We start from the raw sequence: 12,715 nt of genomic DNA on the forward strand, positions 1-12,715 counted from the left end.
GCTTCGGCTTCGGCTTCGGCTTCGGCTTCGGCTTCGGCTTCGGCTTCGGCTTCGGCTTCGGCTTCGGCTTCGGCTTCGGCTTCGGCTTCGGCTTCGGAAAGGTTCTCTTCTACAGGCTTAGTCGGGTCAACAGGTGTATCTTCCTGTTGCTGTTCAGATTCGGTAACATCATCCGCCTTGGGGTCTTCCACCGGCTTTTCTTCGGGTTTCTTCTTACCAGCCACCGCAATATTCCCCTTATCGAATCCAAATTCAGATGAATAACAGCCCAGGTTAAGTTAATCGGGGACCTCGCCGCCCTCAACCCGCAACGCATGTTTCACAAGCTTTTTAACAGCCTTACGCATTTTCTTCGGTGTCGGCTCTTTCGCGATCTTCAGGTGCGCATAGTCCAAGGAATAAAGGGGATCGGCTGTGGTCTGACTGATTGCAGCCAGCCAGAGAGGCGCAGAACCAGCCCAAATATCGGCAAAATGTCGCGCCGTTCTTGGCGAAAAAAGCGGTGCGATTACCGGCAAATCTCCATCTGCCGCCTGGGTCGCCTCGGGTGTTAGCGGCAACAATCGTTGTTGATAGACCGGCTGCTCCCGCACAGTCAGGCCGGATTCGGTCAGCCGGCCAGCAACATTCCCGCGCGTGTGCTCACCCCTCAAATGCAAAAGGGGACTTTCGGGCCGGCGCTTGAGCAGATGCCCTACCAGTTCCTCTGCCGTGGCCCCGACCATTTCGGCCGACCAACCGTAACCCTTCGCAGTCCCGGTCGTCGCTGGCCCAACACAAAAGGCAGGCAAATTACGGTCAACACCTTTCGAGGCCGCTGCATTCACCGCGTTGGCCGAGGTAAAAATCAATCCCCGCACACCTTCAGTGTTCATCTCAACAGGCAGAGGTCGAATCTCCATAATCGGAGAATAAACAACCTCGACCCGGGATCTGGTGCGGGTTGGCAACTGCGCAACGAACCTTTCAGAGGCTGCGCGCGGGCGGGTCATCAACAAATACAACGTGTGGCGCCTTGGCCCTTGAGGATTGTTTGCATCCGCGCAGGGTGATACCCCGCCGTAAGATCATGATGCAACGGATCAGGGTGATGGTGCAAACACTTACCATACTGGGATTGGAAAGCAGCTGTGACGACACGGCCGCAGCCATCGTGCGCCAGACCAAAGGTGCCAAGGCGGAAATCCTGTCATCCGTCGTACATGGTCAAACTGATTTGCACAGTGCTTTTGGTGGAGTTGTTCCCGAGATTGCAGCCCGGGCTCACGCTGAAAAGCTGGATATCTGCGTTGTGCAGGCACTGGACTCCGCCGGTCTGTCACTGCGGGACATGGACGCCATCGCCGTTACCGCCGGTCCGGGCCTGATCGGAGGGGTCATGTCGGGCGTGATGTGCGCCAAAGGGCTTAGCGCGGCAACCGGCCTGCCACTGGTCGGTGTCAATCACCTTGCCGGTCACGCGCTGACGCCGCGCCTGACCGACGGGATTGCCTTTCCATACCTGATGCTCCTGGTATCGGGGGGTCATTGCCAGTACCTGATCGCCCACGGGCCCGAACACTTCACCCGCCTCGGAGGCACCATCGACGATGCGCCGGGTGAAGCTTTTGACAAAACCGCCCGTCTGCTGGGCCTGCCACAACCCGGCGGCCCTGCGGTCGAGGCCGAGGCGCGCGCCGGGGACCCCAAGCACTTTCGCTTTCCCAGACCACTGCTGGACCGGCCCGGTTGTGATTTGTCCTTCTCAGGACTGAAAACTGCCCTGATGCGGATGCGCGACCAGATCGTGGCCGAAAAGGGCGGCCTGACCCGTCAGGACCGTGCGGATCTGTGCGCCGGGTTCCAGCAAGCGATCGTGGACACATTGGCCGAGAAAACCCGTCGTGCGATCGATCTGTATCTGGATCACAATCCGACTGATCCTGTGATCGCCGTCGCCGGCGGGGTGGCCGCTAACTCAGCCATTCGGTCCGTATTAGAGACTGTATGCGCCGAAAAAGGCACGCGGTTTACTGCGCCCCCGCTGGCATTATGCACGGACAATGCTGCGATGATTGCTTACGCGGGCCTTGAGCGTTTCCGTACCGGCGCACGTGACGGTCTGGACCTGACCGCCCGCCCCCGTTGGCCTCTGGATCAGCGCAGTCCGGCAATGCTGGGCAGCGGCAAGAAAGGGGCCAAAGCATGAGCGTATCCGTTTTAGGTTCCGGCGCGTTTGGCACTGCGCTTGCAATCTCTCTGGCGGGAAATGGGCCGGTGAGGCTTTGGTCAAGAAACACAGAGCAAGCGCGATACATGCAAGAAGTACGCGAAAACTCGGCCCGACTTCCTGGGTTACGCTTGCCGAAGGACGTCGCCGCGACTTCGGATATAGACGAGGCATCCAGCGCCGTAACGCTTCTGCTGGCCGTACCGATGCAGAAGTTACGCCGCGCTTTGCAAGATCACGCTCCAAAGCTGCGCGGCAAGACACTGGTGGCCTGTTGCAAAGGGATTGAACTGTCCACCGGCCTCGGCCCAGTGGCGGTCATAAAAGACGTTATCCCGGATGCCCGCATCGCTTTGCTGACGGGACCCAGTTTCGCCGATGACATCGCACGTGGATTACCCACGGCGCTAACACTGGCTTGCGAAGATACGGAACTCGGCAAGTCGTTGCAGACCGAACTGACCACAGCGAACTTGCGCCTCTATCGCACGACTGACACGATAGGGGCTGAATTGGGCGGAGCATTGAAGAATGTCATGGCCATCGGCTGCGGGGCTGCCATCGGTGCTGGGCTGGGAGACAGCGCCCGGGCTGCGTTGATGACGCGCGGATTTGCAGAAATGCAGCGTTTCGCCGCCATGCGTGGCGCGCGTCCCGACACCCTGATGGGCCTGTCCGGGCTCGGCGACCTGGTGCTGACCTGTTCTTCTGATCTGTCCAGAAACTACCGTTTTGGCCTTAGTTTGGGTCTGAATCAGCCCTTCGACAGCCAAACAACGGTCGAGGGCGTCGCCACCGCTCGCGCCATGTCAGACATCGCGGCCAAGGATGGGCTGGACATGCCTATCAGCGCCACAGTGGCGGATCTGAGCCACGGCGCCTACAGTGTCACTGAGGCCATTCAAAACCTGCTCAACCGACCCCTCAAGGAGGAATAACATGCTGATCGCCCTCATCGCTCGTGACAAACCCGGCGCATTGCAAACCCGATTGGACAACCGCGAGGATCATCTGGCCTATATTGAAGAAACCGGCGTGGTCTCTCAGGCCGGGCCGCTGCTGGACGGCGACGCCATGATTGGTTCCTTGGTTATACTCGACGTCGAAGATTTGGCCGCCGCGCAGTCCTGGGCCGACAACGACCCTTACGCGAACGCAGGATTGTTCCAATCGGTTGAACTGATCCCGTGGAAGAAGGTGATCGGCTGATGGCGTATTGGTTGTTCAAATCCGAACCCTCGACCTGGAGTTGGGATCAGCAGGTGGCAAAGGGTGACACGGGCGAGGAATGGGACGGCGTACGCAACTACCAGGCGCGTAATTTCATGCGCGAGATGGCCGTTGGGGATTGGGGGTTCTTCTACCATTCGCAAAAAGACAAATCGGTGGTTGGAATTGTCGAAGTGTGCGCCGAGGTCCATCCCGACAGCACCACCGACGACGCGCGCTGGGAATGCGTGGATATCAAGGCGGTACGGCCCTTTTCTAAACACGTAACGCTGGACCAGATCAAAGGCGACGAACGTCTGGCGAACATGGTGCTGGTGAAGAACTCTCGCTTATCGGTGCAACCCGTGACCGAGGATGAATGGCAGGTGATTTGCACGTTGGGTGAGACGCAGCCTGATTGAACGGGAAAGCGTCGTCAGGCGCAGAACTTCTCAAACGCCGGACAAGATGTTATGTTTCCATGGGCTTTGCCGAGTGGGGGCAAGTCGATTGCGCATCCTGCAATCGTAAACACTTGGCGGTGTTCGAATAAAGTTCGGTCTTTCTTGAAAGTATGAACCCATGTCTGACGATGAAGGCAGCAGTGGGATATTCGAAGACGCCATTGCTGCGAAGAACTCTAATAACTGGGAGGCGCGCCTGAAAGAGGCGCGTGAAAAGCGCGCAAAAGTGCTTACCGGAGCACAGGAAGAGGCGCCTGAAAGACGCGTTTTGAATTCATCCGAGACCGCATATCTGCCCCAACCGGACGAAACCCAAATCGAAGAGATCGTATCCGACCGGGTCCGTTCACTTTATCTGGAAGAACTACCGGTCAGGAAAAAACCCAAATTCAGAGCAGGGATAATACTGGCAGCCTTGGCTTGCGGCGCGTTCTTGCAATGGGCAATCACAAATATTTCCGAAATTTGGCACACTAATAACGAACCGGCCTCAGAAAACCTGGATACGTTTTCCGAGAACTTTCCTGAAATCGAGGAATTGCTTTCAGACAGCGCATCCACGACCGGGATCGCAAGTTTGCCGGTTCAGCAGGATACACTTGCAGCACAGGTGCTTGCCGAATCCGAGGCTCCTGAGGCTGCACCTGATCCCAACCCATCAATCATCGAAGAAACCGAAGATGCGATCAATGAAACACCTCTCGACCAGAGTGTCTTGGTTGAGGCGGTTGTAACGTCACCAATTCCTACTGAAAATATTTCGGATTCAGATGGCCGAGAGATGACGAAACCAATACCGCAAGTTCCAAGACAGGAACCGGACGTGCCTTCGTCTCCACCAGCGATCTTCATTCCGGCACAGCTCGATCCGATCCTGGCCGCCGCTGCTCCTGCGGGTATTCAAGCCTTGGTTCCAACCCCTGTGGAACCTCCAAGTCGACACTCTAACCTATTGAATAAAGATATTTTTTCGCAGTCATCTTTGATGGATTTCGATCCCGTCCCGCAAGAGATCACGTTATCTGCAGTTCCATCTTATGCAGAGGTAAAACCGCTTCAACCCGCGCAATCCCCTATTGATCTGGAAGTCTCTCTTTTTGTTCCGTCGAGAGTGACGCAAGAGGCCAGCAGCCGGGCATTCGAATTACTCACACAAGGTCGGGCAACAGTGGTGTCAACGGACCGCGTGGGTTTTCGGATCAGGGAAACACAGGTTCGGTTTTACCACTCAAGCGACGCTGAAAACGCTGCACTGGCCGCTGATGCTCTAGGCGGTGTTTTAAGAGACTTCACAAATTCGGGCAGCAAAACCCGCCCGGGACGGATAGAAGTTTACCTGGCCGGTAGCGGTGGTGCTGCGCGAAGGACTTCGGATTCTCAGCCCACCGAATTCGATAATTTCATTGCGCGCATTCTTAACGAGTTCAGATAAGAAATGAGGGAAGGTCCTGACGATGCAGAACCTTCCCTACCCCCGCGTGCTCCCTACTCACCACACGCGTATGGAAATATCTGGTTCTGACCGTCCTGGTCACAGATCGAACTTAGCCCAATCACGCTCTGCGTTTCAAACGCCAAGTCTTTAAATAACAACTCAAATTAAAAACGCCCGCCGAGAATTCAGCGGGCGGTTTTTTGAGTTCGCGAGGGATCAGCTGTAAACGGCTTCTTTTCCGAAATGTTTGGTCAAAATGTAATAGACTACGGCGCGGTATTTGTTGCGCTCGGACATGCCATAGGTTTCCATGGCTTTGTTGATCGCTTCCATCAATTCGGGGCCATCGGCCAGGCCCAGCTTTTTGATCAGGAAGTTGTTTTTGACGGTTTCCAGTTCAGAGTCCTGGCTGGCCGCAACAGTTGCCGCATCTGCGTCATAGATCGCCGGACCACAACCGATGGTGACCTTGGTCAGCAGGTCCATATCGGGGTCCATACCGCATTTGGCTTTCAGGTCTTCTGCGTATTTGGCGATCAGATCGTCGCGCTTGCCCATATCCTATTCTCCTTAATCATTTGATCCGGCACTTTTCACCGATGGCCGAGAGAGTAGCCGCGTCCCGGGCTATTCCAAAAGGAAAAAAAATCGCGATTTCTCCCCGTTAGACGATGTTGGAACGATTCTTGCTGGGTGAGTTAACGGCAGTACCCCCAACCAGTGCCTTGCAAATGGAAATGGTCTGCGTGCAAGCGATTGAAATCAGGCCCAAGAACCACACGAAACCACCCACAGGCTCCGCGCCAAATTTGCCTTAAAAACGCTGCTTTCGGCCCGGCGTCCTGCCAGTTGGACAACAAGGTCAGCGTCCGGCCGTCAACTGTTTCTACACCGATAATATCAATCGAGTCTGCGCGGGCATGGCTGCTCCACCCACTGTCTTCGCCCTGTGCAGTGCGCATACGACGGCAATTGTAACTGCCGACATGGCGTAATCGGGAAATGTCTGTCCCTAGCAAATCCCGTGCGGCGGGTTGCACGACATGATGTTCCCACATGGTCAGGCGCAAAGCGGTGGTGCAACTGGTTTCAACACCCTCGATCCGCGATGTCACCAATCGGGAAAGAAGACCCCGCCCGGCTATACCGCAGTTCTGATCGACAACCAGATCCTCCATCGCTTCGAAACGAACACCTGCTTCTTTCAAAACGGCCCGGCACTGTACTTCATCAGCCAGCGCGCGATTTAGCTGAAGCTTTGTGACAGGCGTAACCGGAGCGGTCACTTTCAGATCACGCAACGGGTTCCAATGCGATGGCACTGGCGTGTCAGGATGCGCCAACCCCCACCAAACACCACCGCCCAACAGGATCACCACTGCCGCAAGCCTGAAAATGAAAGACGCCGCCGAGTAAACAAACCGGCGGCGTCCAGAGTTCTGCGTCATCGTCAGACGGGCATTAGTAGCGGTAGTGTTCCGGCTTGTACGGACCTTCCGGTTTCACACCGATATAGGCGGCCTGATCTGCGTCCATCTGGGTCAGCTTCACGCCGATACGATCCAGGTGCAGGCGGGCAACCTTTTCATCCAGGTGCTTGGGCAGAATGTAGACATCGTTGTTGTACTGATCACCTTTGGTGAACAGCTCGATCTGGGCCAGAACCTGGTTGGTGAATGACGCTGACATCACGAAGGACGGATGACCGGTGGCATTGCCGAGGTTCAGCAGACGGCCTTCGGACAGCAGGATCAAACGATTGCCCGAAGGCATCTCGATCATGTCCACCTGCTCCTTGATGTTGGTCCATTTGTGATTCTTCAGGCTGGCCACCTGAATTTCGTTGTCGAAATGGCCGATGTTGCCGACGATGGCCATGTCTTTCATCTCGCGCATATGCTCGATACGGATCACGTCCTTGTTGCCGGTGGTGGTGATGAAGATATCTGCCGACGCGACTTCATCTTCCAGCAGGGTGACTTCAAACCCGTCCATGGCCGCTTGCAGGGCGCAGATCGGGTCAACTTCGGTGACTTTCACACGGGCACCAGCACCGCGAAGCGAAGCGGCCGAGCCTTTGCCAACATCGCCGTATCCGCAGACCACTGCAACCTTACCGGCCATCATGGTGTCGGTAGCGCGGCGGATGCCGTCAACCAGCGATTCCTTGCAGCCGTATTTGTTGTCGAATTTCGACTTGGTGACCGAGTCGTTCACGTTGATTGCCGGGAACGGCAGGTGACCGTCCTTAACCAGCTGATACAGGCGGTTCACGCCAGTGGTGGTTTCCTCGGACACGCCCTGAATCTGATCACGCATCTTTGTGAACCAGCCAGGGCTTGCCGCCATACGCTTGGCGATCTGCTTTTTGATCACTTCTTCCTCTTCCGAACCCGGAACAGGGATGATGTCTTCACCCGCTTCGGCACGAGCGCCCAGCAAGATGTACAGCGTCGCGTCGCCGCCATCATCGAGGATCATGTTCGGGCCGTCTTCAAACAGGAAGGATTTGTCCAGATAATCCCAGTGCTCTTCCAGTGTCTGACCCTTGATGGCAAAGACCGGAACACCGGCTTCGGCGATCGCAGCCGCCGCGTGGTCCTGGGTTGAGAAGATGTTGCACGACGCCCAGCGCACGTCCGCACCCAGCGCGACCAGCGTTTCGATCAGAACCCCTGTTTGGATGGTCATGTGCAGCGAACCAACGATGCGGGCACCTGAAAGAGGTTTGCTGTCGCCGTATTCCGCGCGCAGGGACATCAGGCCCGGCATCTCGGTTTCGGCAATGTCCAGCTCTTTACGGCCAAACCCTGCCAATGAAATGTCTTTAACGATATAGTCCCCGGCCATCAGGTGCTCCATGTTTCGGAAATTCACAGTTCCGGCTGCCCCTAGCATTCCTTGGGGCAGGTGGCAACTTTGAAGACTATGAACGGAAGCTAAATGGCCAATCTCAGCTTGGTTTTCCTTCAATTTCTATCTTCGGTATCGCTTCAAAAAAATCGGTGCCAATGGCGACTATGCAACTTATGCCATTCGCGTTGGTTACCAAAACGGTGTAACTTCCCGTTTCTTTCGAGGTCCAGACCTCCATTACCGATTGTGCACCGCGTGTCTTTTGCAGACCGCCAAAGGCCAATTCCTCGGCGTAGTTGTCCTGCAATTTGGAAATGATGTCATCCCGCGCTGCACAATTCTGGGCAAAGGCAGGCGGTGCGGTGGCGGCCATTCCGAAGGTCAGGGCTATTGCAAATAAACGTTTGAACATAGGACGCTCCTTTCGATACGTGTTTCGGTTCGAGAGGGGCACACTGGGAGGAGTATGCACCCCCCTCAGTCCTTGATGTCGGGATCTCAGTACGTCAGTTCAAAGCACGAATGCTCAAGAAACTGTTGGCAGCATGTGATCCAGACAGGTACATCATAGCACAAAAGCACGAATTCAACGTGTCCTACTTCACAAGGCATGGCAGAATGGCAACACAACCCAGAGCATGGCAGAGAATGCTGTCCGGACGCCGGCTGGACCTGCTGGACCCGACCCCGGTGGATATCGAGATTGAAGACATCGCGCATGGTCTGGCCTTTGTCGCCCGCTGGAATGGGCAAACAAATGGCGATTTTGCCTATTCCGTCGCCGAACATTCCCTGCTCGTCGAAGAGCTTTTTGGCCGAATAGCGCCCAAAGCACCGGTGAAATGGCGGCTGGCGGCCTTGTTACACGACGCGCCGGAATATGTGATCGGGGACATGATCTCACCTGTGAAATCCGCTGTCGGCCCCGACTACGGCGCACTGGATGACCGTTTGGCCGCCGCGATCCACATTCGGTTCGGTCTGCCCGCTGCAGTGCCAAAAACGGTGAAACGTCAGATAAAGAAGGCTGACAAGATTAGTGCCTGGATGGAGGCGACACAAATTGCGGGGTTTTCCGAGGCAGAGGCGACGAAATTCTTCGGTCGCCCGGACAAAGAGTTGATGGAAGGGCTCCAGATCAGGTTGCGCCCGCCGATCGAGGTTCGACGAGCATATACTGAAAGGCATATAGAGCTACTGACGCAGCTTTAAGATCGCGAACTGAACAGCCCGTCTGACTCCGCTTCTGGGATCTCACCCAAATACGTAAAAGCAAATTTTGTTGCCATCCAGATCCCGGGCATAGGCGCCATAAAAACGATCTGGGACGCGCTGACCCGGCTCACCTTCATCGGTTGCACCCAGACTGATGGCTTTGTCGTAAAGAGCCTTGGCCTCGTCCTTGGACTCGGCGGCAAAGGCAACCATCGTGCCATTTCCGGCTGCACAGCCATTGCCGTCATAAGGCTCGCAAACAGCAATCATTGGGGCAGCCGGATCATTGCCGATAAATGCGATCCGACCGGCGTCTAAAACCACTTTCGCACCCTTATCCGCGAAGAGGCTGGTATAGAAGTCTTTCGCGCGCTCCATGTCCGAGACACCAACGGTTACATATCCGATCATTGCAACGTCCTGTTCTGAAGTGAGATTTGATATAGACCGAACAATCCCGGACTAAACCCAAGGTTACAAATCACTTAACTGTCATCGAAAGTCCTGTCGGCTTAACGAGGACTGCGCTTCGCCAAAATCCTCTGCAGGGTTCTGCGATGCATGTTCAGGCGGCGCGCAGTCTCGGAAACATTCCGGTCGCACAGCTCATAAACCCGCTGGATATGTTCCCACCGCACGCGGTCGGCGCTCATGGGGTTTTCCGGTGGCGGAGGCAGTTCGTCCCCCTTGGCCAGCAGCGCATTGGTGATGTCGGTGGCGTCAGCGGGTTTCGAAAGGTAATCGGTCGCACCGATCTTCACAGCGGCTACGGCAGTAGCTATCGCTCCATAACCAGTCAGAACGACAACCCGGCTGTCGGGGCGTTTTTCACGCAGCACTTCGACAACGTCCAAACCGTTGCCATCCTCAAGTCGCAGGTCAACTACGGCATACGCGGGTGGTCTGGCAGTGGAGATTGCGCGGCCTGCGGCAACAGATCCTGCGGTTTCGACCTCGAAGCCACGCTTTTCCATGGCCTTGGCCAAACGTCTCAGAAACGGCTCGTCGTCATCCACCAAAAGCAGGGATTTGTCAGGGCCGATGTCAAGCTGAGAAGTGTCTGCCATATGTTAGGTCTTTCGCTATTTCATGCTTTTGGCTCGAACATGAGTAATAGCAGCGCAGAAACAAAGGTCAAACAACCTTGTTAGGACGCGGCCTGATCCAGAAAACACCCAACCTTGTCCGCCATCTGCTCGGCCGTGTCATCGCGTTTGAAGAATTCCAGAAACCCGTCTTCCGGTGTGACCAGGTATGTAAAGGTAGAATGGTCAACCAGATAGAACTCATCGCTTTTGTCTTGCGCCTTGAAATAGGTCTTGTAAGCCTTGCTGGCCGCCTTGACCTGTTCGGGCGATCCGGTCAGCGCAATTGTCTTGCCGCCAAGGTTAAAGGCATAATCGGCCATCACTTCGGGCGTATCGCGGTCGGGATCAATTGATATGAACAGCGGCGTCACCGATTGTCCACGCTCGGCCAGAATATCGACGGCATCAGCATTTCGGGACATGTCGAATGGGCAGACATCCGGGCAGAACGTATACCCGAAATAGACCAGCGTCGGTTCGGTGATCACATCTTTGTCTGTCACCGTCTCACCCTTGCCATTCACCAATTCGAATGGCCCGCCAATTGCGGCTGTACCTCCGGCGATCTGGCTGGACCGGCATTGCGCGAACTTGTCGTCAGATCCACCGCCGCGCGTCAATAGCCACATTGCACCCAGGCCAATCGCCAGAACTACTGCTGCGAGAATTGCATATAGACGTGTCATTTGGAAAATCCGGTCGCAAGGGGTTGTTGATCGTTCCGGCCGGGACACCTATCAAGATGAACAGCCGATGCAACAGGACATAAATGACCGATGGCAGAATCCAATCAGACTTTTTGGCGCGGCCAGGAACGAAGCAGCTGGATCCGTCTGCGGACCCTGATCCTGTTGCGGTGGGTGGCCATCATAGGCCAGTTCACCGCAATCACAGTCGCCCAGCGATACTATGATGTGCAACTTGAACTGGGCCTGTGTTATCTGGCCATCGGCATTTCTGTCATGGGCAACCTGACAGCCATTTTGCTGTTTCCGCAGAACAAGCGTCTGACCGAGTTTGAAAATTTCCTGATGATTCTGTTCGACCTGCTGCAACTGTCAATTCTGCTGTATTTGACGGGAGGGCTGAACAATCCATTTGCACTGCTTCTGCTGGGGCCGGTCACGATTTCAGCCAATGTCATGAGCACGCGGTCAACTCTGATTGTCGGAGCCGTCGCGATTGTTCTGACAACAGTGCTGGCGGAATTTCATCTTCCGCTGCGGACAAGCCTTGGGCTTGTTCTGGATATCCCGGGTATACTGCTGTTTGGCAACTGGGCCGCAATCATCATCGCCATCGTCTTCATCGGCGCCTATTCCCACCGCGTCAGTTCCGAAGTCCAGTCGATGTCCGAAGCGTTGGCCGCGACGCATATGGCGCTGGCACGCGAACAGAAGCTGACCGATCTGGGGGGCGTCGTTGCGGCTGCCGCGCATGAACTGGGCACACCCTTGGCGACGATAAAACTGACCAGTGCGGAACTGATCGAAGAACTGGACGACCGCCCCGACCTGAAAGAAGACGCCGCTTTGATCCGCGAGCAGGCCGATCGTTGCCGTGACATTTTGCGCGACATGGGACGGGCCGGCAAAGATGATCTGCATCTGCGGCAGGCTCCGCTGTCGACAGTGGTGAACGAAGCGGCCGAACCACATGTTGGCCGCGGCAAGGCCGTTCATTTTTCCGAAGGCCCGGCGCAGGACGGGGATGTGCAACAGCCCTCGATCCTGCGAAAACCCGAGATCATCCACGGGCTGCGTAACCTGATCCAGAATGCCGTCGATTTCGCCCGAGAAAACGTCTGGGTCGAGGCTGAGTGGACCGACGGCAGGATCACCGTCAGTATCATGGATGACGGGCGGGGATACCCGCCCCACATGATTGGACGCATCGGCGATCCCTTTATGCGCCGCAGACGGGCAGAATCCGATCAGAGAGAACGCCCGGAGTACGAGGGAATGGGATTGGGATTGTTCATCGCCAAAACCCTGCTGGAACGCAGCGGCGCCGAGTTGGAATTCGCCAATGGTTCAGACCCGTACCAGCACCTGACCGACAACCCGGATCGGCGCGGGGCTATCGTAAAGGTGACTTGGCCACGCAATTTGATTGACGCACAAAAAGGTGACACCCCGGTCCCTTCGGGTTCCAACACGCGCATTCAGGTGTGAATTAAGAGACCGTTAACCAATAGCGCGCATAGTCAGCCCGGGTTTCGTTCAGCCTTGGGGAATTT

The 12,715-nt window shown here is 56.0% G+C and carries 15 protein-coding genes and 1 pseudogene; 7 read left to right on the forward strand and 9 right to left on the reverse strand.

Annotated features, from left to right (window positions below; translation table 11 throughout):
- Nucleotides 1-224 (reverse strand): annotated as a pseudogene (locus tag ACR0K5_RS16810) (hypothetical protein); the annotation flags it as partial.
- A 54-nt stretch (nucleotides 225-278) separates the two neighbouring features.
- The gene (locus ACR0K5_RS16815) at nucleotides 279-992 is read right to left on the reverse strand and encodes a uroporphyrinogen-III synthase (RefSeq protein WP_480630805.1); all 714 of its coding nucleotides are present in this window, start codon (nucleotides 990-992) and stop codon (nucleotides 279-281) included.
- 98 nt (nucleotides 993-1,090) lie between these two features.
- Here ACR0K5_RS16815 and tsaD point away from each other — a divergent pair, with 98 nt between their 5' ends.
- The 5 genes from tsaD (at nucleotide 1,091) to ACR0K5_RS16840 (ending at nucleotide 5,314) form a co-directional block, all read left to right on the forward strand.
- On the forward strand, nucleotides 1,091-2,188 hold the full coding sequence (gene tsaD, locus ACR0K5_RS16820) for a tRNA (adenosine(37)-N6)-threonylcarbamoyltransferase complex transferase subunit TsaD (RefSeq protein WP_480630951.1): 1,098 nt from the start codon (nucleotides 1,091-1,093) through the stop codon (nucleotides 2,186-2,188).
- A complete protein-coding gene (locus ACR0K5_RS16825) occupies nucleotides 2,185-3,147 on the forward strand; it encodes an NAD(P)H-dependent glycerol-3-phosphate dehydrogenase (RefSeq protein ID WP_480630806.1) in 963 nt (320 codons plus the stop codon). The genes tsaD and ACR0K5_RS16825 overlap by 4 nt, the downstream gene beginning before the upstream one ends.
- Nucleotide 3,148: 1 nt before the next feature.
- Entirely contained in the window at nucleotides 3,149-3,418 is a 270-nt protein-coding gene (locus ACR0K5_RS16830; protein ID WP_480630807.1) for a YciI family protein, read from the forward strand.
- A complete protein-coding gene (locus ACR0K5_RS16835; RefSeq protein WP_480630808.1) occupies nucleotides 3,418-3,840 on the forward strand; it encodes an EVE domain-containing protein in 423 nt (140 codons plus the stop codon). The genes ACR0K5_RS16830 and ACR0K5_RS16835 overlap by 1 nt, the downstream gene beginning before the upstream one ends.
- A gap of 475 nt (nucleotides 3,841-4,315) precedes the next feature.
- Complete coding sequence (locus ACR0K5_RS16840; protein WP_480630809.1) at nucleotides 4,316-5,314, forward strand: hypothetical protein; 999 nt, start codon at nucleotides 4,316-4,318, stop codon at nucleotides 5,312-5,314.
- A 219-nt stretch (nucleotides 5,315-5,533) separates the two neighbouring features.
- Here ACR0K5_RS16840 and ACR0K5_RS16845 read toward each other — a convergent pair whose 3' ends face one another.
- The 4 genes from ACR0K5_RS16845 to ACR0K5_RS16860 form a co-directional block, all read right to left on the reverse strand.
- Complete coding sequence (locus ACR0K5_RS16845; RefSeq protein WP_480630810.1) at nucleotides 5,534-5,875, reverse strand: DUF2853 family protein; 342 nt, start codon at nucleotides 5,873-5,875, stop codon at nucleotides 5,534-5,536.
- A 140-nt stretch (nucleotides 5,876-6,015) separates the two neighbouring features.
- Nucleotides 6,016-6,765: an extensin-like domain-containing protein gene (locus tag ACR0K5_RS16850; RefSeq protein WP_480630811.1), complete on the reverse strand. Its 750-nt coding sequence runs from the start codon at nucleotides 6,763-6,765 to the stop codon at nucleotides 6,016-6,018.
- A 13-nt stretch (nucleotides 6,766-6,778) separates the two neighbouring features.
- Nucleotides 6,779-8,167: an adenosylhomocysteinase gene (gene ahcY / locus ACR0K5_RS16855; protein ID WP_480630812.1), complete on the reverse strand. Its 1,389-nt coding sequence runs from the start codon at nucleotides 8,165-8,167 to the stop codon at nucleotides 6,779-6,781.
- Nucleotides 8,168-8,270: 103 nt separating this feature from the next.
- Nucleotides 8,271-8,585, reverse strand: coding sequence for a hypothetical protein (locus ACR0K5_RS16860; protein ID WP_480630813.1), 315 nt, complete (start codon nucleotides 8,583-8,585; stop codon nucleotides 8,271-8,273).
- 206 nt (nucleotides 8,586-8,791) lie between these two features.
- Between ACR0K5_RS16860 and ACR0K5_RS16865 the strand changes: the two genes are divergently transcribed.
- Entirely contained in the window at nucleotides 8,792-9,385 is a 594-nt protein-coding gene (locus ACR0K5_RS16865; RefSeq protein WP_480630814.1) for an HD domain-containing protein, read from the forward strand.
- 42 nt (nucleotides 9,386-9,427) lie between these two features.
- Here ACR0K5_RS16865 and ACR0K5_RS16870 read toward each other — a convergent pair whose 3' ends face one another.
- The 3 genes from ACR0K5_RS16870 to ACR0K5_RS16880 all read right to left on the reverse strand — a co-directional run bounded on the left by ACR0K5_RS16870 (nucleotide 9,428) and on the right by ACR0K5_RS16880 (nucleotide 11,162).
- Nucleotides 9,428-9,799: a VOC family protein gene (locus ACR0K5_RS16870; RefSeq protein ID WP_480630815.1), complete on the reverse strand. Its 372-nt coding sequence runs from the start codon at nucleotides 9,797-9,799 to the stop codon at nucleotides 9,428-9,430.
- A 101-nt stretch (nucleotides 9,800-9,900) separates the two neighbouring features.
- Nucleotides 9,901-10,455, reverse strand: coding sequence for an ActR/PrrA/RegA family redox response regulator transcription factor (locus ACR0K5_RS16875; protein ID WP_117871212.1), 555 nt, complete (start codon nucleotides 10,453-10,455; stop codon nucleotides 9,901-9,903).
- Between the two features lie 80 nt (nucleotides 10,456-10,535).
- Entirely contained in the window at nucleotides 10,536-11,162 is a 627-nt protein-coding gene (locus ACR0K5_RS16880) for an SCO family protein (RefSeq protein WP_480630816.1), read from the reverse strand.
- 90 nt (nucleotides 11,163-11,252) lie between these two features.
- Between ACR0K5_RS16880 and regB the strand changes: the two genes are divergently transcribed.
- Nucleotides 11,253-12,650, forward strand: coding sequence for a sensor histidine kinase RegB (gene regB / locus ACR0K5_RS16885; RefSeq protein WP_480630817.1), 1,398 nt, complete (start codon nucleotides 11,253-11,255; stop codon nucleotides 12,648-12,650).
- Nucleotides 12,651-12,715: the final 65 nt, after the last annotated feature.

The sequence above is a fragment of the Ruegeria sp. AB9 genome (genome assembly GCF_056542585.1).